19 protein-coding genes are annotated in these 21,645 nt (G+C 62.4%); 7 read left to right on the plus strand and 12 right to left on the minus strand.

Translation table 11 applies throughout. The features are described 5' to 3' along the window. Positions 1-45 precede the first annotated feature (45 nt). Positions 46-2,121, minus strand: a complete 2,076-nt coding sequence (recG, locus tag K4O48_RS00695; protein ID WP_222910301.1) for an ATP-dependent DNA helicase RecG — start codon at positions 2,119-2,121, stop codon at positions 46-48. Between the two features lie 4 nt (positions 2,122-2,125). Beyond that, complete coding sequence (locus K4O48_RS00700) at positions 2,126-3,046, minus strand: hydrogen peroxide-inducible genes activator (protein WP_025239895.1); 921 nt, start codon at positions 3,044-3,046, stop codon at positions 2,126-2,128. A 165-nt stretch (positions 3,047-3,211) separates the two neighbouring features. Between K4O48_RS00700 and K4O48_RS00705 the strand changes: the two genes are divergently transcribed. The 4 genes from K4O48_RS00705 (at position 3,212) to K4O48_RS00720 (ending at position 8,324) form a co-directional block, all read left to right on the plus strand. Continuing rightward, positions 3,212-4,072 carry an NAD(P)H-binding protein gene (locus tag K4O48_RS00705; protein WP_222910302.1) on the plus strand — a complete coding sequence of 287 codons (861 nt, stop codon included), beginning with the start codon at positions 3,212-3,214 and terminating at the stop codon, positions 4,070-4,072. Positions 4,073-4,708: 636 nt separating this feature from the next. Next, the gene (locus K4O48_RS00710) at positions 4,709-5,881 is read left to right on the plus strand and encodes a zinc-dependent alcohol dehydrogenase (protein ID WP_222910303.1); all 1,173 of its coding nucleotides are present in this window, start codon (positions 4,709-4,711) and stop codon (positions 5,879-5,881) included. A gap of 94 nt (positions 5,882-5,975) precedes the next feature. Next, the gene (locus tag K4O48_RS00715) at positions 5,976-6,500 is read left to right on the plus strand and encodes a transcriptional regulator (RefSeq protein ID WP_222910304.1); all 525 of its coding nucleotides are present in this window, start codon (positions 5,976-5,978) and stop codon (positions 6,498-6,500) included. Positions 6,501-7,391: 891 nt separating this feature from the next. Further along, a complete protein-coding gene (locus K4O48_RS00720; protein WP_222910305.1) occupies positions 7,392-8,324 on the plus strand; it encodes an AEC family transporter in 933 nt (310 codons plus the stop codon). A gap of 56 nt (positions 8,325-8,380) precedes the next feature. On the opposite strand, the gene K4O48_RS00725 is transcribed toward K4O48_RS00720, so the two are convergent. Continuing rightward, on the minus strand, positions 8,381-9,328 hold the full coding sequence (locus K4O48_RS00725; RefSeq protein WP_222910306.1) for a methyltransferase: 948 nt from the start codon (positions 9,326-9,328) through the stop codon (positions 8,381-8,383). A 32-nt stretch (positions 9,329-9,360) separates the two neighbouring features. Then, positions 9,361-10,812: an iron-containing redox enzyme family protein gene (locus K4O48_RS00730; RefSeq protein WP_222910307.1), complete on the minus strand. Its 1,452-nt coding sequence runs from the start codon at positions 10,810-10,812 to the stop codon at positions 9,361-9,363. 192 nt (positions 10,813-11,004) lie between these two features. Between K4O48_RS00730 and K4O48_RS00735 the strand changes: the two genes are divergently transcribed. After that, positions 11,005-11,223: a hypothetical protein gene (locus K4O48_RS00735; RefSeq protein WP_222910308.1), complete on the plus strand. Its 219-nt coding sequence runs from the start codon at positions 11,005-11,007 to the stop codon at positions 11,221-11,223. A gap of 162 nt (positions 11,224-11,385) precedes the next feature. Continuing rightward, positions 11,386-11,718: a PilZ domain-containing protein gene (locus K4O48_RS00740; RefSeq protein WP_222910309.1), complete on the plus strand. Its 333-nt coding sequence runs from the start codon at positions 11,386-11,388 to the stop codon at positions 11,716-11,718. A gap of 1 nt (position 11,719) precedes the next feature. On the opposite strand, the gene K4O48_RS00745 is transcribed toward K4O48_RS00740, so the two are convergent. After that, on the minus strand, positions 11,720-13,036 hold the full coding sequence (locus K4O48_RS00745) for an MFS transporter (RefSeq protein ID WP_222910310.1): 1,317 nt from the start codon (positions 13,034-13,036) through the stop codon (positions 11,720-11,722). Positions 13,037-13,295: 259 nt separating this feature from the next. Here K4O48_RS00745 and K4O48_RS00750 point away from each other — a divergent pair, with 259 nt between their 5' ends. Next, entirely contained in the window at positions 13,296-13,991 is a 696-nt protein-coding gene (locus K4O48_RS00750) for a dienelactone hydrolase family protein (protein WP_222910311.1), read from the plus strand. Between the two features lie 354 nt (positions 13,992-14,345). On the opposite strand, the gene K4O48_RS00755 is transcribed toward K4O48_RS00750, so the two are convergent. From K4O48_RS00755 to K4O48_RS00785, 7 genes are all read right to left on the minus strand, one after another. Next, a complete protein-coding gene (locus K4O48_RS00755) occupies positions 14,346-16,442 on the minus strand; it encodes a flagellar biosynthesis protein FlhA (RefSeq protein ID WP_222910312.1) in 2,097 nt (698 codons plus the stop codon). After that, complete coding sequence (gene flhB / locus K4O48_RS00760; RefSeq protein WP_222910313.1) at positions 16,439-17,578, minus strand: flagellar biosynthesis protein FlhB; 1,140 nt, start codon at positions 17,576-17,578, stop codon at positions 16,439-16,441. The genes K4O48_RS00755 and flhB overlap by 4 nt, the downstream gene beginning before the upstream one ends. After that, entirely contained in the window at positions 17,571-18,350 is a 780-nt protein-coding gene (fliR, locus tag K4O48_RS00765) for a flagellar biosynthetic protein FliR (RefSeq protein ID WP_222910314.1), read from the minus strand. Before fliR ends, flhB begins: the two co-directional genes overlap by 8 nt. 20 nt (positions 18,351-18,370) lie before the next feature. Beyond that, the gene (locus K4O48_RS00770; protein WP_222910315.1) at positions 18,371-18,643 is read right to left on the minus strand and encodes a flagellar biosynthetic protein FliQ; all 273 of its coding nucleotides are present in this window, start codon (positions 18,641-18,643) and stop codon (positions 18,371-18,373) included. Between the two features lie 931 nt (positions 18,644-19,574). Continuing rightward, the gene (gene fliP / locus K4O48_RS00775) at positions 19,575-20,330 is read right to left on the minus strand and encodes a flagellar type III secretion system pore protein FliP (RefSeq protein WP_222910316.1); all 756 of its coding nucleotides are present in this window, start codon (positions 20,328-20,330) and stop codon (positions 19,575-19,577) included. Further along, positions 20,327-20,698: a flagellar motor switch protein FliN gene (gene fliN, locus K4O48_RS00780; protein WP_045422688.1), complete on the minus strand. Its 372-nt coding sequence runs from the start codon at positions 20,696-20,698 to the stop codon at positions 20,327-20,329. The genes fliP and fliN overlap by 4 nt, the downstream gene beginning before the upstream one ends. Beyond that, a complete protein-coding gene (locus K4O48_RS00785) occupies positions 20,695-21,534 on the minus strand; it encodes a FliM/FliN family flagellar motor C-terminal domain-containing protein (protein ID WP_222910317.1) in 840 nt (279 codons plus the stop codon). The genes fliN and K4O48_RS00785 overlap by 4 nt, the downstream gene beginning before the upstream one ends. Positions 21,535-21,645 lie beyond the last annotated feature (111 nt).

A 21,645-nucleotide genomic window follows, 5' to 3' on the forward strand; every position in this document is an offset into this window, starting at 1 on the left:
CAGTATAGCCTTAGCGTTAGTGCGGTTTGAGTTTACCGACGAGCGTCAAACCTGCCCGTACTGCTGCCCGTGGCGCAGCCAGCGTTCCAGCAGCGGACTGACATGCTGCGGCCAGCGTGTCAGCAACGCCTGCGCTGCGTCGCGCACGGCCGGCAGCAGATCGGCGTCGCGCATCAGATCGGCGACCTTGAACTGCAGCAAGCCGGTCTGACGGGTGCCGAGCATTTCCCCCGGGCCGCGCAGTTCCAGGTCCTTTTCCGCGATGATGAAGCCGTCGCAAGTCTCGCGCATGATCGCCAGTCGCTCACGGCCGATCTGCGAAAGCGGCGGGTGATAGAGCAGCACGCAGTGACTGGCCGCGCTGCCGCGCCCGACTCGACCGCGCAGCTGGTGCAGCTGGGCGAGACCCAGGCGCTCGGGGTTTTCGATGATCATCAGGCTGGCATTGGGAACATCGACGCCGACTTCGATGACGGTGGTGGCGACCAGCAGCTGCAGGCGACCTTCCTTGAAGTCGGCCATTACCGCCGCTTTCTCCGCTGGTTTCATGCGTCCATGGATCAGCCCGACATTGAGCCCGCCGAGCGCGGCGGAGAGGTCTTCGAACGTGGTTTCGGCCGCCTGGCAGGTCAACTCTTCAGATTCTTCGATCAGCGTGCAGACCCAATAGGCCTGGCGCCCTTCGTTGCAGGCCGAACGCACACGCTCGATGACTTCCAGGCGGCGGCTGTCGGCCACCAACACGGTGTTGACCGGAGTACGGCCAGGCGGCAGTTCATCGAGAATTGAGGTGTCCAGATCGGCGTAGGCGCTCATGGCGAGCGTTCGCGGGATGGGTGTGGCGGTCATGATCAGCTGATGCGGGCAGAGTCGCCCTTCGACGCCCTTGCGCCGCAGCGCCAGCCGCTGTTGCACGCCGAACCGGTGCTGTTCGTCGATGATCACCAGGGCGAGCCTGCTGAACCGCACTTCATCCTGGAACAGCGCGTGGGTGCCGACCACCATCGGGCAGCCGGCGGCAATGCGTTCCAGCGATGCGGCTCGCGCTTTGCCCTTGAGCTTGCCGGCCAGCCAGGCGACCTCGATGCCCAGCGGTTCGAGCCATTTGCAGAAGGTGATGAAGTGCTGCTCGGCGAGTATCTCGGTCGGTGCCATTAAGGCCACCTGATAGCTGGCTTCCAGCGCCTGCAGCGCGGCAAGCGCCGCGACCACGGTCTTGCCGGCGCCAACGTCGCCCTGCACCAGGCGCAGCATCGGCTCGTCCTGGGCGAGGTCGTAGGCGATCTCCGCACCGACTCGTTGCTGAGCGCCAGTGGGCTGGAAGCCGAGATTCTGCAGGTAGCGCGATGGCAGCTCCCGCGCCGCAGGCAGGGGCGGTGCGTGTTGGGCGCGGCTGCTCTCGCGCAGGCGCTGCATGGAAAGCTGGTGAGTCAGCAGTTCTTCAAACGCCAGACGGTGCTGCGCCCAGTGGCGGCCTTCGGCGAGTTCTTCCAGATCGGCATCTGGCGGCGGCCGGTGCAGGTAGCGAATTGCTTCGTCCAGCTTGGCCAATCGGTAGTCGCGGGTCAGCTCATCAGGCAGCCAGTCGGGCAGGCTGTGCGGGCCAAGCCGCGCCAGCGCTTGCTGGGTCAGCTGGCGCAGGCGTTGCTGCGTCAGGCCTTCGGTGGTCGGGTAGATCGGTGTCAGGGTCTGCTCGACGGGCGCCGGCTCGTTGTCGGTCAGCGCGCGATATTCGGGGTGGTAAATCTCCAGGCCTGAGGCGCCTGGGCGAGCTTCGCCGTAGCAGCGCACCTGGGTGCCGCGCTTGAGGGCTTCTTTCTGCGCCTGGCTGAAATGGTAAAAGCGCAGGCTTAGGCTACCGCTGCCGTCATGCAGGCGCACCAGCAGACTGCGGCGTCGGCCCATCACCACGTCGGCGCCCGTAACGGTGCCTTCGATTACCGCATCCTGGCCCGGTCGCAGGGCGCCGATCGGTACGATGCGGGTGCGGTCCTGATAGCGCAGGGGCAAGTGAAACAGCAGGTCTTGCAGGGATTCCAGCCCGACCTTGGCGAGCTTTTCGGCTAGCGCCGCACCGACGCCCTTTATCGCGGTCACCGGGACCGCCGACAGCTCGCTCATGGCGTCAGGCTTTGTCGGCCGGGGGTTTCGCCACCGAGCACAGGCGGATGGAGTCGGCCAGCACTTCGATGGCTCTCGGACGCGGGAAACTGGCGCGCCAGGCAATCGCCACGGTGCGGAACGGCACGGGCGGCGTCAGAGGGCGGATGTCGAGCACGCCGGCGGAGTAGTGATGGCTGTCCACCGCGGAGAGCGGCAGGATGGATACGCCCAGCCCCGACGCAACCATGTGGCGGATGGTTTCCAGCGACGAAGATTCCACGGTGGTGTGGCTCGGCGCCTCACCCTTGCGGGTGGTCGGGCAGGCTTCGAGGACCTGATCGCGAAAGCAATGACCTTCACCCAACAGCAGCAGGCTCTTGTCGTTGAGCATCTCGCTGTCGATGGTTTCCTTCTTCGTCCATGGATGCCCGGCGGGCATGAGCACGTAGAAGGGCTCGTCATACAGCGGCAACGTGAGCACATCGGCTTCCTGGAACGGCAGCGCGATGATGATGGCGTCCAGCTCGCCAGTGCGCAGCTTGTCGCGCAGGATGTGGGTGAAGTTCTCTTCGATGTACAGCGGCATGTCCGGCGCCACGCGGTGCAGCTGCGGAATCAGATGGGGGAACATGTAGGGGCCGACGGTGTAGATGGCGCCAACCTTGAGCGGCGCGGCCAGCTGATTCTTGCCGGCCTGGGCCAGCTCACGGATGCTCTGCGCCTGCTCCAGCACTTTCTGCGCCTGGGTAACGATGCCTTCACCGACCGGCGTCAGCCGCACCGCGCTTTTGGTCCGCTCGAAGATCAGCACGCCGAGCTCGTCCTCCAGCTTCTTCACGCCCACCGACAGCGTGGGCTGGCTGACATGGCAGCGTTCGGCGGCACGGCCGAAATGTGATTCCTGGGCGAGCGTGACGATGTAGCGCAGTTCGGTCAGTGTCATAGCGGTTTTCCATCAGAGTGCTGGTTAGCATAGCCTTTGCTCGTGTTCGAACCAACTGGCCAGTAGCCGTTCCTTATAAGGTGACAAGCGGAAACGTTGCAGGCAGCAGTACACTCACTAAGGCGGGCCGAATGGGTGGCCTGCATCGGTTATGGAGCAACCGTCATGGCAATTCGTCCTTCTTTAATGATCGCCGGCTGCGGCGATGTCGGTATTCGCCTCGGCCTCCAGATGAGTCGCGCGGGGTGGACTGTTTACGGCTTGCGCCGCCAGGCGGCGAGCCTTCCTGTGCCGATCCTGCCGGTCAAAGGTGACTTGTCCGCGAGCGCTGTGCCGCGCAGCTGGCCAAACGGCGCGCTGGATTATCTTGTCTACGCGGCGTCGGCCAACCAGCATGACGAAGCGGGTTACCGCAGCGCTTATGTTGATGGGTTGCGTAATGCGCTTGGTTGGCTGGAGCAGCGCGGTCAGCGGCCCAAGCGGCTGGTCTTCGTCTCCAGTACCGGCGTGTATGCGCAGAACGGCGGAGAGTGGATCGACGAGACCTCTCCCACCGAACCCCGCGGCTATACCGGCCAGGTCATGCTCGAAGCCGAGCAGTTAGCGCTGGACAGCGGCATTCCTGCCACGCGGGTGCGCATGGCAGGGCTTTACGATCCGGCACGCCCCTGGATGCAGAACCAGGTCCGTGCGGGCCTGCGCGTAGACCGCGAGCCGCCGCAGTACAGCAATCGCGTGCATCGTGACGATGCCGCCGCGTTGTTGGCGTGTCTGCTGCAAACCGATCTGAACGGGGGCGCTCTGGACGATTGTTATCTCGGGGTCGATGACGACCCGGCACCCCTCCATGAGGTGATCGACTGGCTGCGTGAGCGCCTCGGCGTGACTCATTGGGCGGATCAGACCATGACCCGCCGTGCGGGTAGCAAACGCTGTAGCAACGCTCGCGCCCGCGCGTTGGGATGGACGCCACAATACCCGAGCTACCGCAACGGCTACGCCTCCATCCGCCCCGGCAAGGGCTGATCGCAACGGGCCCGCCGGGAGATGTGAGCAGGTGGTCCGTGATCATCTCCGCGTGCCTGTAGAAGCCAGCCTGGCGATCCGTGCTCAACCCTTGTTCCGAGCCGACGCCAGCGCCGGATCGCGAGCGAGCTCGCTCCTACGAAAAGCGTGACGTGCCAATAATTCACCTCCGCGATTTCTCCGCGGTAGGAACCAGCTTGCTGGCGATTCGTGCTCAACCACTGCTCCGAGATGATGCCAGCGCCGGATCGCGAGCGAGCTCGCTCCTACGAAAAGCGTGACGTGCCGATAATTCACCTCCGTGATTTCTCCGCGTAGGAACCAGCTTGCTGGCGATTCGTGCTCAACCACTGCTCCGAGATGATGCCAGCGCCGTTTCGTGAGCGAGCTCGCTCCTCAGATATAACGTCTCAATCCAGCGCCATTTATCGCAGTCCGTCGGCGATCCCTGCGATTCGCCGTCATTTCCCGCAACTCTGCCGGCAACGTGCTTACTAAAACTCTGATAGCACGCGCGCCGTACACCCTGCCGCATGGCAGCAGACGGGTCAGGAGCAGTTGCCGCACCGCGGCGAAGACATCAGGAAGAAGCACCACGGCGGCGTTTTCGAACACCGAACCAGGAGAATTTTTCCAATGAGAGCTCTTCGCTGGCATGGCAAGCACGACATTCGCTGCGACAGTCACGTACCCGACCCTTCGATCGAAGACCCGCGCGACGCCATCATCAAGGTGTCGTCCTGCGCCATCTGCGGCTCCGACCTGCACCTGTACGACGGCTTCATGCCCGGCATGCAGCACGGCGACATCATGGGCCACGAGTTCATGGGCGAGGTGATGGAAGTCGGCTCGGCGAACAAGAAACTTAAGGTCGGCGACCGCGTGGTGGTGCCGTTCACCATCGTCTGCGGGGAATGCGACCAGTGCCGGCGTGGCAACTTCTCGGTGTGCGAGCGCACCAACCGCAACAAGGATGTGGCCGACAAGGTCTTCGGCCATACCACCGCCGGGCTCTATGGCTACACCCACCTCACCGGCGGTTATGCCGGCGGCCAGGCCGAGTTCGTCCGCGTGCCCTACGCCGATGTTGGCCCGGTGGTAGTGCCCGACGGCATGACCGATGAGCAGGTGCTGTTCCTCGGTGACATCCTGCCCACCGGCTGGCAGGCCGCGGCCCAATGCGATATTCAGCCCACCGATACCGTCGCCGTCTGGGGCGCAGGCCCGGTCGGCCAGTTCGCCGTCCGTAGCGCGATCATGATGGGCGCCGAGCAGGTGATCTGCATCGACAACGTGCCCGAGCGACTCTCCATGGCGCGCGCAGGCGGCGCCATCACCATCAACTTCGATGAAGAAAGTGTGCTTGAGCGGCTCAAGGAATTGACCCGCGGCAAGGGGCCAGAGAAGTGCATCGACTCGGTGGGCATGGAGGCGCACGCCGCGCGTTCCATCGACTCCATGTACGACCGCGCCAAGCAGGCGCTGATGCTCGAGACCGATCGACCCCACGTGCTGCGCGAGATGATCTACGTCTGCCGCCCGGCCGGCATCATCTCCATTCCTGGCGTTTACGGCGGGCTGATCGACAAGATTCCGTTCGGCGCGGCGATGAACAAGGGCCTGACCTTCCGCATGGGCCAGACCCACGTCAATCGCTGGACTGACGACCTGCTGCGGCGCATCCAGGAAGGCGAAATCGATCCTAGCTTCGTCATCACCCACAGCGTCAGCCTTGAGCAGGGTCCTGAGATGTACAAGACCTTCCGCGACAAGCATGACGGCTGCATCAAGGTGGTTCTCAAGCCGTGAGGGCCGGTGGCGATTCCCGGCTTCCCTAACGCCACATCCCTAAAGTAGGGAATCGCCTGTCTGCTTTTCCCAGCCCCGAAGGAGGGACAGATTCATGAGCGTTCCACATCGAGTCACCCGTACCAACCATTCCGCCCGCACGCTGGCCCGTGGCCTTGGCTGGTTCAGCATCGGCCTGGGTGTTGCGCAACTCGTCATGCCGGGCAAGCTGGCCCGTTTTCTCGGCGTGCCGGGTAACGAAGGCCTGATCCGTGCGTGCGGCGCCCGGGAGATTGCCACCGGCGTCGGCCTGTTGTTGAGTGACGATCCCAAGCCCTGGATCTATGGCCGCATCGGCGGTGACGTGCTGGACCTGGCGGGGCTTGGTATGAGCATTGAGCGGGGCACTGAGCAGGTCAACGCGGCGATCGCGGCGGGTGCGGTCGCCGGCATCACGGCGCTGGACCTATCGTGTGCCAAGGGCCTGTCCGCTGAAAGCCAACTGGTGACGGAATGGGACTACAGCGACCGTAGCGGCTTTCCGCGAGCGCCCGATGCCATGCGTGGGCGGGTCGAGGCGGAGTTTGCAGCCGCGCGGGCGGAGCCGAATGGGTATAGCCCGTCCGCATTGCTGCACTGAGGTTGGTAACCGGGCGGCGAAGGGCAGCGTCGGAGTTACCCGGACACGGCGCTTTCCTAGGCTTGGAAGCGCCGCGAACTTTGGGTTTGAGAGCGGACCGGCAGGTTGGAAGGTTTTGCTTCAACCGAACATCGAGCCGTTTGATGGTACGGTTTCGCCCTGCTGGGCGAGTCACTTTTTCTTGTTTGGCCAAGAAAAAGTAACCAAAAAGAAGCACCCCAACATCCGGACTAGGCGTCCCCGGCTTGCTACACAAAACTCCCTCGCTCCGGCGCCGCTCCGGCGCCGCTCCGGCGCCGCTCCGGGCGTCGGACTAGGCGTCCCCTCACGAAGGGACGTCCATGCCGATGGCGGCCCCGACCCATCGCTCCTCGCTCGGCATCCATGCCTCGCGTCCCCCTGTGCAGCGCCTACGCTCGGCCTTCTGAAGGGGATTTGGGACTGAGTCGTTCCAAACAGCGACGTAGACACAGCGTTTCGCTTTTTTTGCACGAGTCATCAGGCGACGCGAAACACCCCGTCAGGGTGAGCGGAATCGTTGCGCAAGGGTTGAGCCGCAGGGATGCGGCGAAAGGCTTAGAGACGTAGGGTGGGTAACGCGAAGCTTACCCACAATTTTTACGGCGATAGGTAGCAGACGAGTCTCTTGCCGATATCGGTGGAAAATGCTTCGCAGTTTTCCACCCTACGAGTTTTTCGCTTGTGTTCGGGACGTAAACACAGCGTCGTTGGGTCGAGGCGCTTTTTCGGTTTTTCCGCACACGACCTTCAAGCGGCAGCTCCGATAGCCCGCGAAGAACCCTTTCTTTGCTAAGGTTTGCCGCCGGCTCGTTCCGGCCCCTACCGTCCCGCGCCGCCAGTTGCTGTCGGCGAACCTGCTGATGAGAGTCCATGTCCGCCGTCGTCAATGTCGTCCTGCCTGTCTTTGCATTGATCTTTCTGGGCTTTCTTTGCCGCCGCACCGGCCGTATGGGGCCGACAGGCGCCTCCGAACTCAACCGATTCGTCGTCTGGCTGGGCCTTCCCGCGCTGTTGTTCAGCGTGGTGGCGACCTCCACCTGGCAGCAGCTCTGGCAGCCGGGCTTTATCATCGCCTTCGCTGCGGGCTGCCTCGGGGTGTTCGGCTTTACCTTGGTCTATCGCCTGATGCAGAAGCAGCCGCTGGTCGACGCCAGCCTCGACGCCTTGGGTGCGTCCTACGCCAATACCGGCTACATCGGCATTCCGTTGTGCATGCTGGTGCTCGGCGACGAGGCGCTGCAGCCGGCCATGGTGGCCTCGATCATCGTCGTCTGCGTGCTGTTCGCCATCGCCTTGGCCTGCGTCGAAACCGGCTTGCACGCAGGCCAGGGCTTCAACCGTACCTTGGGCAAGGTCAGCAGTGCCTTGCTGCGCAACCCGCTGGTGGTGGCGCCGCTGCTGGGGGGGCTCTGGGCCGCGAGCGGGTTGACCCTGCCCGTGCCGCTCGCGACGCTGCTAAAACTGCTCGGCGCCGCCGCCGCGCCCTGCGCACTGGTGTCGCTGGGACTGTTTCTTGCGCAGCCGCAGCCTGGCGGCACCGTTACGGGCGTCTGGCCGCTGGTGGGATTGAAGTTGGTAATCCAGCCGTTGATCACGGGATACCTGGCCCTGCAGGTGTTCGAGCTGCCAACCCTATGGGCGTATTCCGCGATATTGCTGAGCGCGCTGCCTACCGGCACCGGGCCGTACATGCTGGCGGAATTCTACGGTCGAGAGGCCTCACGGGTGTCCCGCGTGGTGCTGTATTCCACGTTGGGCTCGTTGCTCACCCTGTCGGCGTGCCTCGTGCTGCTGCCGGTGTAGGGTGGAAAACCGCGAAGCGTTTTCCACGCGGCGTCTGGTATGCGCCGCACGCCACTTCAATCAGCCGGCCGGGTCACTTCCAGCACCACGGCTGCGATGCGATCGCACTCGGTGTACGCGCCCTCCAGCAGCTCTTCGCCAAACACATCGGGGTCGACTTCGCGGTAGGTCCACTGCAGGTGACGGCTTTCCAGGCGCTGAGTGACTTCCTTAAGGAAGGGATCCCCGTTGCCAACCATCGCCACGCCGGTATAGAGCAGTAGCGTGCCGCACGGGGCCAGGCGCTCCAGCGCGCTGTCGAAGATGGCCAATGACAAGCCGGCACCCAGCGGACCGCCGCCATGGCGATAGGCGCGCTCGCCGGGATCGATCAGGTACGGCGGATTGGCCAGGATCAGATCGAATTCACCTTCGACATCGTTGAGCAGATCGCTATGCCGGGCCGTCAGGTTGTCAGCGCCGGCCAGCGCGGCGTTGATGCGGGTCAGGCGCAGCGCGGCGGGGTTGATGTCCACCGCAAGCACCTCCGCCTGCGGCCGCGCCAATGCCGCGAGAATGCCACCCGCGCCTGAGCCGCAGCCGATGTCCACCACGCGACCGATGTGGCCCTTGTGGTTGTTCAGATGCGCCTGGATCGAGTTGGCAAATCGGTACGTGTCCGGGCCGAAGAACACGGCATCGGGTTCATCGGTAGGGTAGGCCGAATGCACAAATAGCTGACCGTCGAGGGTTGAGAGTCGTACCCGGCTGCGCCAGCGCGTGTCGCAGGGCGCCAGTACGCCAGCCTGATCCATCAGGCTGAACAGGGCTGGTGGCAACAGCTCATGCTGAAAGGGCCGGCTCCAGCCGAAGACACCCGTGAGGTCCTTGGCCAAGGCGTTTTCGATGCGGCTGTTGACGCGTTCATGGGTCAGCGGCGTAGGCGTGATGAAGTGATAGCCGCGCTCGCGCAGCGCCTGAGCCAAGTGCAGCAGGGCGCGATCCTGTGCTGTTTCGGTGGTCATTGTGTTTCGTTCCCTGGCGAGCGTTCGCCTTCTCAGTTGAAGAGTCCGGTGAAGAGTCGGGTGGCCAGCAGGCCGGCCGCGCTGTGGTGACGGGATGGGGACAGCAAGGGCACCAGGTGCCGCATGCGCGCCTCGCGTGAGGGCAGTTGCGCCAGTTGCTGCTCAAGAACCTGTGCTTCCTGGTCGAAATCGCTGACTGCTTGCCCCTGGTTCTGCACCAAGGCCGGCTTGCTTGGCCGCTCGTTCGGTACGCGCCGGCGACCGCTGAATTGACCCTGACGCTGCGCCAGCGACGGGTGCGGCTTGCCGCGAGTTGGCGCCTGCTCAGCCAGCCAGTCCCCGGCGATCCAGTCGTGAATCAACTGCTGCTCATGGGCACTGAATACGCCGAACATGGGTGCCTGTTCGCCGGTGATCATCTGCCAGAAACGGCTGTGCTGCGGGTCTTCGTGGCGCTTGATCCAGCCACGTTGCTGCAACGTATCGAGAAATTGCGGAATCAGCTCAGGTTCCGCCAGCCATTGATTCACCGTGCGCCCATCAAAGCGGCAATAGTCCGAATGCACGAACTGCCCGACCCCGGCCTTCTTTTCCAGGACACGCAGCACTTCCGCTTCCGGCTCGAAACCGGCGATGACGGATAGGGTGCTGGCCCCCAGGTCATTCAGCCGGTAGCCGTTGATCACGCGACGGTAAAAGGCGTCGCTGTCACCGACCTGCGGCCAGGCCGCCAGCAATCCCTGTATCGCTTTTTTTGCATGACCGTTGTCGGCGTTGTCGACCGTCACGTGCAGCGTGAAATAGTAGGGGTCGATGCCCAGTTCGGTGAGCTCATATGAGCTGATCAACAGATGCAGCGGCAGCTGTTCATAGCCCAGGTTGAACCCGATCACTTCCGGAAGAAACTGCTCGGCGTGCTCGGCCAGCGCCAGCTGAATCGCGCCCTGAACGAAATAGTCGTCCTCCAAGCTCTGCCAGTCGTCGCAGCCCTGGCTCGCGAGCAACTTGCGGTACAACACCACGTGGTTCTTTTCCGGCGAGCCTTCGCCCAGTTCTTCCAGGTAAGTCTGGATCAGCGCGGTAAAGCGATCATCATCCCAGCGCTGCAGGAGCCCATAGAGCCAGGCGCCGTCGACCAGCTTGGTCGGTGCCACCCCGCGCAGGAAATGCAGCGCATGGGCCTTGCTGGAAAAATAGCGACGGGGCGCGCCGGCCCGCCGTTCGTCGAGGTAGGCCTGGTACTCACCGCCGATCTTCGCGGTGTGGTTTTCCAGCCAGGCCCCCAGGCCCGAGGGGTCCGGCGGCAGATCACAGGGCAGCGCAGCGGCGGCGTCCAGCTGATTGTTGAGGTACTCCGCCGCTGTGGCACGAATGCTATCGCTGGCTGGGGCGTCGTGCAGGGCGAAATATAGGGCCTTCGAGGGCGCCGCGGTCTCGGGAGCAACGGGAGTGACATCTACGGGCAGGCTTCGAGTCAATTGCATAGGTTCACACGGAGGCAGGTGGGGAAGTCCCCAGATGATTTTTTGGCCGTTGCCTACCGGGTAAGTTCAGCGCGGCTGCCGAATGGCCGGTCATCCTGCAGGGCGGTTTGCGTGCAACTTCCCGCGGACAATGTCTTCCTAATTACAGAGGCACCACGGGTGCTTGATGATGATCAACATGACGGAGGCCACATGAATCCATCCGAGCGCGGTAAGGAAAATCTCGAGAACATCAATGACCGCAACGATGAGCGCGTTGACCGGGCAAGCGGTACCAGCAATGGCGAGGCCGCGGGTGGCGATCGCAATGATGTGCCGGGCGGCGCCTACAACGTGCCGTCGGGCATGGCCGACGAGGTCAGCGAAGAGGATGCGCTGAAGCGGCGCAAGCCGCAGAACCCCGAACGTTGATGCCGCGAAGACGGCCTCGGGGGCGCTGAAAAAAAGTGTCACCGGGGCTTAAGTGTTGGCCCAATCCGGTCGCCTGCTGCCTTTAAGTGCACCGCCAGCTACGGTGAGGAGGACGCTCCCGTCGCGCGCTGCGGTTGAACAAAGGACTGCCAGAGCTTCGACATGCGCCAACACAGCCGCCTTACCTTCCGTCACCTCAGCCGCATCCAGGTGACCAATCGCCTTAGCGGCGACCCCATGGGCTATGTCGGCGATCTGTCGTTAGGCGGGCTAAGGCTCGTGGCCAAACAGCCCCTGTCCATCGGCGGCTGTTATGACATGTGCCTGCATGTCCCGGATCACGGCGAGCGACTGCGGGAGATTGACGTGGTGGTGATCTGCCAATGGGTGCGTAAGGACTCGCGCCGCGATTCGTTCGAAATGGGCTTCGCCCTAGACCGCCCGTGCCCCGCCTTCGTCGAAATGGTCGCGCAGCTGCTACCCAGGCGGCGTTGAGCTAGCGGTTGACCACCTTCGGCGGTAGCGCGATCACCAACATCGAGCCGAGTACCAGGCACGCCGCGAAAAACCACAGGGCGGCACCGCTCTCACCGGTGAGGTCCAGCGTCACGCCGATCAGCGTGTTGCTCACCAGCCCGGCGATATTCGCCAGCGAACAGGCGAGGGCGAAGCCGGTAGCCGCTGCGGTGCCGGTGAGAAAGGTCGCCGGCAGGCTGAAGAACACCGGCACCGCACCGATGATCGTTGCCTGGGCGATGGAGAACAGCAGCACCGTCATGATCACGCTGTCGGTGAATGCCGTGCTTGCTGCCATGGCCGCGGCGCCAATCCAGAACGGCAAGATGATGTGCCAGCGGCGTTCGCGAAAACGATCCGAGCTGGCACCCAGCGCGAGCATGCCGAACACCGCGGCGATGCTGGGGAGCGCAGTCAGCAGGCCGATGTGCGATACATCGCTGACGCCGGCGTTGCGAATGAACGTCGGCAGCCAGAAGCCCATCGCATAGGCGCTGAGTAAAATCGCGAAATCGATGCCGCCGAGCATCCAGACTTTCAGATTGAAAAAGCCCTGGCGAAAGGTTTCGCCGCTGGCTGGGCTCTGTACCTCATCGACCGTCAGGTCACGCAGCACCCGACCCTGCTCGGTGAGGTCCAGCCAGTCGGCCTGCTTCGGCCCTTCCGGCAGCAGGCGCAGCGCCAAGAGCCCGAGCAGCACGCTGGGAATCCCTTCGAGCAGGAACAGCCATTGCCAGCCACGCAGGCCCTGCACCTGATCGAACGCATCCAGAATCCAGCCCGACAGCGGCGCGCCGATCACGCTCGACAGCGGCAGGCCGATCATGAACAGCGCGATAACGCGCCCGCGCCGATACGTTGGAAACCAAAGGGTCAGGTAATAGAGCACGCCCGGCAGGAACCCCGCCTCGGCGATCCCCAGTAAAAAACGCACCAGGTAGAACTGCCCGGGCGTGGTGACCAGCATCGTGCAGGCCGAGAGCACCCCCCAGGTAATCATGATCCGCGCGATCCAGACCCGCGCGCCGACGCGTTTGAGGATCAGGTTGCTCGGTACTTCGAAGAGGATATAACCGACGAAGAACAACCCCGCGCCCAGGCCGAACGCCGCTTCGCTGAGCTGCAGCTGTTCTGCCATCTGCAGCTTGGCGAAGCCGACGTTGATGCGGTCCAGGTAGGCCGCCAGGTAGCAGAAACACAGAAACGGAATCAGCCGCCAGGCGATCTTGCGGTACAGGCGCTGGCTGTCCGCTTCATCGCTCGGATCATGGGCGTCTGCTGAGGGCGCCTTCGGCATCGGTGATCTCCGTAGTATTCGAAATAGGCGATGGTGTCGGGACAGGCATGGTAGCGGACAGGTTCCGGGTCTGGCCTACGCTGCGGCAGGAAGGACGTGCCCGAGGCGTGCGGGGTCTGGTGTTAGCTCATCGCCGCCACCGCCTGCGCGGGTCCATCGCGCGAACTCCGTCAGCGCTGACCTGTCGCACCTGTTCCAGCCGTGCTCGCAGCGCGCCGCGCCGTGATCGGCATAATCCCGCAAACCAACGGAGACCGGCATGACTTCACAGTGGATCGATATCCCCGCGCAAGACGGCAAGACGTTCAAAGGTTATCTCGCGCTGCCGCCGGCCGGGCATGGCCCAGGCATCGTGCTGATTCAGGAGATCTTTGGCGTGAACGAGCACATCCAGTCGGTCGCCGATCAGTACGCGTCCGATGGCTACGTGGTGTTGGCGCCGGACCTGTTCTGGCGCAGCGAACCGGGTGTCCAGCTCGGTTATGGCGAGGAGGACTGGGAGCAGGCCTTCTCACTGATGCAGGCGCTGGATTTTGACCTGGCGCTTGACGATCTACGGCGCAGCGCCGAGCTGCTGCGCGGGCGCGATGACTGCAACGGCCGCGTAGCGTCGGTGGGTTACTGCATGGGCGGCGTGCTGTCGTTTCTGAGCGCGGCCAATGCGGGCGTCGATGCCGCGGTCTGCTATTACCCCGGCAGCATCGAGAAGCGTCTGGATCAGGCTGAGAAGATCAAGTGCCCGACCCTGTTTCACTTCGCTGAAGAAGACGATCACATTGATTCCGACGCGGTAGCCGCCGTGCAGGAAAAGATGGCCCAGATCGGTCAGGCCCAGATCGAGAGCTATCCGGGCGTCGACCACGGCTTCAACTGCTGGGCACGGCCCATGTACAACCAGAACGCTGCGGCACTGGCTCATGGGCGGTCATTGGTGTTCCTGGCTGAGAGTCTTTAAGCAGTCCAGTCGCTCGTGTTTGGCCTGTAGGCGCTGCAGGAGAGAGCCGAGCTTTGCGATCTGCGCTAGAAAGGGCGCATGTTCGCGAGCAAGCTCGCTCCTACAAAAAAAGCGCGCTCGGGGCGAACTCCGCACCCGTAGGAGCCAGCTTGCTGGCGAACCGGGAACCCTCTGGGTCGAGCGACTGCAACGGGCGCGACTGCGGCATCCTCCTGATGATTTTTCGCGAGCAAGCTCGCTCCTACATAAACAGCCCGCTCGGGGGCAAGCTCAGCACCTGTAGGAGCCAGCTTGCTGGCGATTCCCGGTCTCCCGAGTCGCGGGGCTCGTTTGCAGCCGGCCAGGGCCAGCCGGTTAACCCAGCGTGCCGAGAATGTTCACCCCGACCCGATCTGGAATCTCGTTCTGCGACAGCACGTGCAGGCCCGGGCTGAAGACCCGTGCGTAGCGCGAAAGCAACGGGCGCAGCTGCGGCATCACGGTAAGGATCGGCGGATGGCCGTCCTTGCGCAGCTTTTCCTTCACCACCGGCATGCTGTTCTGCAGCTGGTTGAGCAGGCTTGGCTCCACTGGAATGTTGTCCAGGCTCACCTGGCCGGCTTGTTGAGCAATTGCCAATGCGTTGAGCAGCGTATTTTCCAGCGCGTTTTCCAGCACGAAGACCGCCAGCTCGCGACGATCACCGGCAATCATCGAAACGATGCTGCGACGCAGCGCATAGCGCACATCGGCCGCCAGCAGCACCGGGTCCTTGGTGGTCTCGCTGCATTCGAGCAGGGTGCTGGCGATGGTCTCGATATCGCGCAGCGGCACTTCTTCCAGCAGCAACTGACGGTAGACGCGCATCTGCTGCGTATAGCTCAGCGCGTTCTTCAGGCTTTCAGCGAGCTTCGGTGCCTGCAGCGTCAGGCGCTGCATCAGGTGCTCGACGTCGTCGTGTTTGAACAGGTCCGGCAGATGCTCGCGCACCACCTTGTTCAGGTGTGTGGCGACCACGCTGGCACAGTCGATGACCTGGTAGCCGAGGTTCAGCGCGCGTGACTTATCCGACGGCTGAATCCACACCACCTGCATGCGATAGGCCGGGTCGGTACCGAGGATGCCGTCGATCTCGCCGTACAGCTCCGGCGACGGAATCGCCATCAGGCGGTCGGCATGCAGCTCGGCGCCGTCAATCTTCTCGCCATTGATGTAGATGTCGTACTGGGAAGCCTTGAGCCGCAGGCTGTCGCGAATCTGCACTTCCGGGAGCAGGAAGCCCAGATGCTCGGACAGTGTCTGACGCACACCACGCACGCGCGCCGGCAAGGGCGCGCCGGAGGCTTCGTTAACCAGCCCGACCAGCTTGTAACCCAGCGAAATCGACAGCCGCTCGACCAGCGGGATGTCTTCCCAGACCAGCGATTGGGCCTTTTCCTTGTCCATCGCCTGACCGATGGCCTGGATTTCCTTCAGATCGGCCCCAGCGGCAGGCGGCTCGTGCAGCGACACCCGCCAGCCAATGAAGCCGATCAGCGCGGCAAAGCCGATGAACGCCAGGTGCGGCATACCCGGCACCAGACCGAGCACGAAGAGGATGCCCGCCACGGTGTACAGCGAAGCCGGGTTGGCCAGCAGCTGGCGCTGAACCTGGCTGGTGATGTCGCTGGATTCGTTGATGCGGGTGACGATGATCGCCGCGGCGGTGGACAGCAGCAGCGCCGGGATCTGCGCGACCAGGCCATCACCGATGGTCAGCAGGGCGTACTGCTTGAAGGCTTCGCCGGCAGCCAGGTCGTGAACGAACACGCCAATGGCAAAGCCGCCGAAGAGGTTGATCAACAGGATCAGGATGCCAGCGATGGCGTCACCGCGAACGAACTTCGAGGCACCGTCCATTGCGCCGTAGAAGTCGGCTTCCTTGGCCACTTCCTGACGGCGCGCCTTGGCTTCCTCGTTGCTCAGCAGGCCGGCGTTGAGGTCGGCGTCGATGGCCATCTGCTTGCCCGGCAGGGCGTCCAGGGTGAAGCGCGCGGTCACTTCCGAGATCCGTTCGCCGCCCTTGGTGATCACGATGAAGTTGATGATCATCAGAATGATGAACACCACCAGGCCGACGATGAAATTGCCGCCGATGACCACCTCACCGAAGGCTTCGATCACCTTACCCGCGGCGCCGGTGCCCGTGTGACCTTCAAGCAGCACCACCCGTGTGGAGGCGACGTTCAGCGTCAGGCGCATCAACGTGGTGATCAGGATCACCGTCGGGAACAGCGAGAAATCCAGCGGACTCTTCGACGACACGCTGACCAGCAACACCAGAATCGACATGGCGATGTTGAAGGTGAACAGCACGTCCAGCAGCTGCGGCGGCAGCGGCAGGATGATCATCGCCAGGATCGACAGGATGATCAGCGGAATCCCAATCCGTCCGCTGCTGAAGGTCGGCGTCAGTTTCTGAATCAGGCTCATGATCGGGCTCGGTTGAACAGTTCTTCGGGAATATGGATGTCACTGGCCAGCTTGGGCTTGGTGCGGCGACCCTGCTTCCAGGCCTTGAGCTGGAGGATGTAGGTCAGCACGTGGGCCACCGCGGTGTAGAGTGGCGCCGGGATCTGCTGGTTGACCTGGGTACTGAAGTAGATCGCCCGCGCCAGCGGCGGCAGCTCGACCACTTCCAGGTTGTTGGCCTGGGCCAGCTTGCGGATGTACAGCGCCGTTTCATCGACGCCACGGGCGATGACAAAAGGTGTTTCGGCCTTCTTCGGGTCGTACTTGAGCGCCACGGCGTAATGCGTCGGGTTGACGATCACCACGTCGGCATCCTTGATCACCCGGCTGATCTGCCGCTGCGCCAGCTGTCGCTGCAGCTGCTTGATGCGCGCCTTCACCTCGGGGCGGCCTTCCTGGTTCTTGTGCTCTTCCTTGCGTTCCTGCTTGGTCATGCGCATTTTTTTCAGGAAGAAGAAGCGCTGCAGCGGGATATCGATGAACGAGAACAGCACGAACACCAGCAGCAGCGAGATCGCCAGATCGAAGGTCAGCGAAAAGGCGCTGCCGATGGCGTTGCTGATGTCGCTGCGCTGCAAGGCAATCAGCTTGGGCGCGGCGTAATACAGCTGGCCGACAGCGATGCCCAGCAGCGCGCTGATCTTCAACAGCGACTTGAGCAACTCGGTCCAGTTCTGCGCGCCGACCATCCGCCCGAGGCCGGTGATGGGGTTGAGCTTGCTGAACTTGGGCGCGAAGTTCTTCGAGGCAAACACCCAACCGCCCGGCACCAGGGCGAAGGCGATCACCAGAATCGGCGTGATCAATAACGGCAGCAGCACGCTGATGAACACCAGCAGGTTGTGGGTGAGGATCAGCTGGAGGTCATCGATACTCATCTCGCTTTCATGGAAGTTGATATACGAGTAGCTGAACGCCTGCTGCATGCCATCGAAGAAGAAGCCGATGCTGAACTTCAACACCAGCAGCGTCGCCAGCAGCGAGACCGTGGTGGCGACATCCTTGGAGCGGGTGACCTGGCCATCGTCGCGACTCTTCTTGAGTTTCTGCTCGGAGGCCTCTTCGGTTTTTTCCTGGCTGCTGTTCTGCTCAGACATCGCGCCCGCTCCGCAGGATCTCGCCAATGTTGCCCAGCAGCTCGCGGGTCAGGTGCAGATAGGCTTCCGAGAGGTTGGGCAGGGTCAGGTAGATCAGCACCAGCCCGGCGATAATCGCCATGGGAAAGCCTAGCGAAAACAGGTTCATCGCCGGCGAGATGCGGTTGAGCAGGCCGAAGCAGAACTGCACCAGGGTCATGCAGAAGACGATCGGCAGGGCGATCAACAGCGCCGCGGAAATCACCCAGCTCAGCGACATCGCGATGGTCTGCAGGCCATCGAAGTGAATGCCGCTGCCGACCGGCCAGAGCACGAAGCTCTGGTAGATGATAGTGACGATCACCAGATGCCCATCGGTGGCGAAGAACAGCAGCGCCAGCAGGATGAAATACAGCTGATAGATGATCGAGGCCGACGAGACGCCGTTCATGGGGTCGTTGAACACCGCCATGGACAGCCCCAGCTGGGTCGAAACGATATCGCCGATCAGGGTGAATACGGTGAACACCAGCATCAGCGCCACGCCCAGCAGCAGGCCCATGGCGATCTGCTCGAAGGCCGTGAGCAGACCTTTGAGCGACAGCGGGTCGATGGGTGCCGTCGCTGGCAGCGCGGCGGTGAGCACCACGGTCAGGGCAATGGCCAGGAGCACGCGAACCCGCACGCTGAGCGACTTGTGGCTGAACATCGGCGCAAGGCTGAACACGGCCATGATCCGGCAGAACGGCCACCAGTAGCCCAGCAACGATTGCAGGTATTGACCGACCTGCATGATGGGTTCATTGCCCACGGCTAACCGACCAGCCGCCCGGCTTGGGTGAAGGTTTCGATGAACAGGTCGCTGAAGGTGCCCAGGATCCAGTGTCCGGCGAACACCAGCATGCCAAGAGTGATCAGCAGGCGTGGCAGGAAGCTGAGCATCTGTTCGTTGATCTGAGTGGCCGCCTGGAAAATGCTGACGAGCAGGCCGCCGAGCAGGCTCGGTACCACCAATACACAGACCACGAGCACGATGACGTGGATGGCGTTGGAGATGATATTGACGGCGGTGTCTGGGGTCAGCATGGGAGCACCTGGGAGGCGTGGTCGCCAATGAATGTTGACTGCTGTCGTAGGAGCGAGCTTGCTCGCGAAGCTTTTCTTCGTGAGGTACGGCCTACTAGCGGAGTTGCCCTAGGCATTGGTTTCGCCCTGCTGGGCGACTCACTTTTTTCAAACGCGAAAAAAGTAAGCAAAAACGCTTGCCCCTGCATCCGGCCCCGGCTGCGCCGGGGTTCCCTCGCTCCGGTGACATTCCAGGGGCCCGCCGCGAAGGGCCATCCCTGGCCCATCACGGCTCTCGCGGCATCCATGCCGCTCAACCCCTTACACGCCACCTGCGCTCGGCCTTCTGAAAGGGGCGATTCGGTGGTGTCTGATGGCCTGTGCAACGAAGCAGAAGTAGGAGCTAAACGTAGGGTGGGTAACGCGAAGCTTACCCACCGGTTTTCGAAGGCAAAGTTCGATATCCATCGCAGCGACAATTGCGGTGGAAAATGCTTCGCAGTTTTCCACCCTACGGAGCAAGCAGACGGGCGAAGCGCTTTGTTGCTGTCGCCGTTCAAAAACTTCCAGACGACTCGGTCTCGAGTCCCCTTCAGGAGGCCGAGCGTAGGCGTTGCGCAGGGGGGCGCGAGGCATGGATGCCGAGCGAGGAGCGATGGGCCAGGGATGGCCCTTCGCGACGACCCCCGAAGCGGCGCCGGAGGGAAGGAAGTTTTGCGCAGCAAAACCCGGATGTAGGGGTGGCCTTCTTTTTGGTTACTTTTTCTTGGCCACACAAGAAAAAGTGACGCGCCGTGCAAGGTGCAACCTGTAGTCCCAGCCGAGGAAAGCGCGGCGTCGTACGCAAATACATGCGCCAGCACAGCTTCGCGAGCAAGCTCGCTCCTACGAAAAGCGATAGAGCGTTCAGCAACTGACACATAGGGTGAGCAATGACTCATCACGGCGTCCCCTAAAACGGCTGAATACTGGTGGTCAGCGTACCCATCAACAACGCCCACCCATCCACCAACACAAACACCATCAACTTGAACGGCAGCGAGATCATCATTGGCGACAGCATCATCATGCCCATCGCCATCAACACGCTGGCCACCACCAGGTCGATCACCAGAAACGGCACGAAAATCATGAAGCCCAGCTGGAAGGCAGTCTTCAGCTCACTCAACACGAACGCCGGCAGCAGCAACGAGAAATCCAGATCCTCAAGGTTCTCCGGCACTTCCTCGCCCGCCAGCGCGACCATCGTCTCCAGCGACGTCTTGTTGGTCTGCGCCAGCATGAAACCGGACAGGCTGCCCTTGGAGACGTCCAGCGCCTGCTCCAGGCTTATCTCATCGTTCTGGAACGGCTCGAAGGCGGCGGTGTGAATCTCCTGCCAGACCGGGCGCATCACCAGCAGGGTGACGATCAGCGCGATACCGATCAGCACCTGGTTCGGCGGGCTTTGCTGCAGGCCGATGGCCTGGCGCAGGATGGCCAGCACGATGATGAAGCGGGTAAAGCAGGTCATCATCATCAGCATCGCCGGCAGGAAGCCGAGCAGCGTCATGATGATCAGGATCTGCAGCTTGACGCTGAATTCCTGGCCGTTCTCGGTATCGTTCAGGTTGAACAGGGTAATCTCGCCACCGGCGGCCTGCGCCACCAATGGAAACAGGCTGGCCAGCACAAGACCCAGCAGCAACAGCCCGCGGCGCAGCTTCATTGCGTCAGCGCATCCAGGCTGGTGCCGGACAGCTCGACAATACGCAGACCGTAGCTGCCATTCATCACGACTACTTCGGCCTTGGCGAACAGGGTGCCGTTGACCTTCACGTCCAGTGGCTCGCCGGCCACCTTGTCGAGCACGATGACGCTGCTGGTGTCGCACTCCATCAGTTCCTTCAGCGAGATTTCCGCCGAGGCCACTTCCAGAGTGACGTTGACCGGGATCTTGCCGAAGAAGCTCAGGTCCTGGCGCGGGGCCTGGGGCTGAGGCGTGGGCGCGGCGGCTGGCTCGTCGGTTGCGTCGAGGCTCAGGTCGCCTTCGTTGATGAGGTTCTCGAATTCGTTGTCGGACAGTTGGCCGGTCATTTGGATTTCACGCTTTCAAGTGAAGTGAGGAACAAGGCGCCGTCTTCTTCGAAGACAGTCCCCCGAAATAGCTTTTGCTGGTTGATGCGCACCTCGTAACGGTCAAGCGGGCGCACCATCAGGATGTCGTTCAGCTGCAGGCCGAGCACTTGCGACAGCGGCATCTGCACCGAGGCGACCACGCAGTCCAGGCGTACCGGAAGATGCTTGATGTGGTCGACCGGGTTACCACTCAGTCGAGACGGCAGCGGGCCGGCCAGGCGACTGGTGAGTTCATCGACCAGATCGGTATCCATATGAATGAAAACCGATGAGCGGCTGTTGGTCAGATGGCTGATGTATTCAAACTCGGCCACGTATTCCCAGCTGGTCTCTTCATAATCATTTTCATAGCGCTCGAGTTCACCGAACGTCTCGCCGGACAATATCGAGCGCGCAAAGATATATGTCAGATCCAGCCCTAGCCGATTGCGCATCCGTTGTTCGGAGGTGCTGATCGGCGGTGTTTCCTGGCTGGGCACAATAGTGCCGCCGTAATAACACTCGAGTGCTTCGGTCAGCAGGGCGCGATCAATGGAAAACCCCACTTTTCCCATCGGCGAGCGATAAATGCAGTCGGGTGCTTTTCCCGTGGGTTCCTGTACCTCGACCTTGCTGAGTTCCAGGCTGATCCGATAATTACGCAGGAAGTAATCACCAATCAAACGTGGATTCTTATTGGTGGTTTCTTTTATGAACTGCGGAATCTTGTGGTGATGCCGGCCAAGCTTCTGCGGTTTTAAAACAGTCAGGCTTTGGGCGGGCACGCCATGATGGACTTTGGAATTGCCAGACATGTGTGAGCGGTATGTCCTGGTTCTTGCGCGGTCGGTCAACGCCTGCAGCGCGGGTATAAGCAGAAGAATGTTTGGCCAGGGCGGGTTTGCATGGCCTGAGATTGCAGGCAC

It is taken from the genome of Pseudomonas sp. DNDY-54 (genome assembly GCF_019880365.1).
GTDB lineage: Bacteria > Pseudomonadota > Gammaproteobacteria > Pseudomonadales > Pseudomonadaceae > Stutzerimonas > Stutzerimonas stutzeri_P.

Bases quoted from the DNA above. Each gene is read 5' to 3' on its own strand.
- recG (WP_222910301.1), bottom strand. From the start codon at position 2,121: ATGAGCGAGCTGTCGGCGGTCCCGGTGACCGCGATAAAGGGCGTCGGT.
- K4O48_RS00700 (WP_025239895.1), bottom strand. From the start codon at position 3,046: ATGACACTGACCGAACTGCGCTACATCGTCACGCTCGCCCAGGAATCA.
- K4O48_RS00705 (WP_222910302.1), top strand. From the start codon at position 3,212: ATGGCAATTCGTCCTTCTTTAATGATCGCCGGCTGCGGCGATGTCGGT.
- K4O48_RS00710 (WP_222910303.1), top strand. From the start codon at position 4,709: ATGAGAGCTCTTCGCTGGCATGGCAAGCACGACATTCGCTGCGACAGT.
- K4O48_RS00715 (WP_222910304.1), top strand. From the start codon at position 5,976: ATGAGCGTTCCACATCGAGTCACCCGTACCAACCATTCCGCCCGCACG.
- K4O48_RS00720 (WP_222910305.1), top strand. From the start codon at position 7,392: ATGTCCGCCGTCGTCAATGTCGTCCTGCCTGTCTTTGCATTGATCTTT.
- K4O48_RS00725 (WP_222910306.1), bottom strand. From the start codon at position 9,328: ATGACCACCGAAACAGCACAGGATCGCGCCCTGCTGCACTTGGCTCAG.
- K4O48_RS00730 (WP_222910307.1), bottom strand. From the start codon at position 10,812: ATGCAATTGACTCGAAGCCTGCCCGTAGATGTCACTCCCGTTGCTCCC.
- K4O48_RS00735 (WP_222910308.1), top strand. From the start codon at position 11,005: ATGAATCCATCCGAGCGCGGTAAGGAAAATCTCGAGAACATCAATGAC.
- K4O48_RS00740 (WP_222910309.1), top strand. From the start codon at position 11,386: ATGCGCCAACACAGCCGCCTTACCTTCCGTCACCTCAGCCGCATCCAG.
- K4O48_RS00745 (WP_222910310.1), bottom strand. From the start codon at position 13,036: ATGCCGAAGGCGCCCTCAGCAGACGCCCATGATCCGAGCGATGAAGCG.
- K4O48_RS00750 (WP_222910311.1), top strand. From the start codon at position 13,296: ATGACTTCACAGTGGATCGATATCCCCGCGCAAGACGGCAAGACGTTC.
- K4O48_RS00755 (WP_222910312.1), bottom strand. From the start codon at position 16,442: ATGAGCCTGATTCAGAAACTGACGCCGACCTTCAGCAGCGGACGGATT.
- flhB (WP_222910313.1), bottom strand. From the start codon at position 17,578: ATGTCTGAGCAGAACAGCAGCCAGGAAAAAACCGAAGAGGCCTCCGAG.
- fliR (WP_222910314.1), bottom strand. From the start codon at position 18,350: ATGCAGGTCGGTCAATACCTGCAATCGTTGCTGGGCTACTGGTGGCCG.
- K4O48_RS00770 (WP_222910315.1), bottom strand. From the start codon at position 18,643: ATGCTGACCCCAGACACCGCCGTCAATATCATCTCCAACGCCATCCAC.
- fliP (WP_222910316.1), bottom strand. From the start codon at position 20,330: ATGAAGCTGCGCCGCGGGCTGTTGCTGCTGGGTCTTGTGCTGGCCAGC.
- fliN (WP_045422688.1), bottom strand. From the start codon at position 20,698: ATGACCGGCCAACTGTCCGACAACGAATTCGAGAACCTCATCAACGAA.
- K4O48_RS00785 (WP_222910317.1), bottom strand. From the start codon at position 21,534: ATGTCTGGCAATTCCAAAGTCCATCATGGCGTGCCCGCCCAAAGCCTG.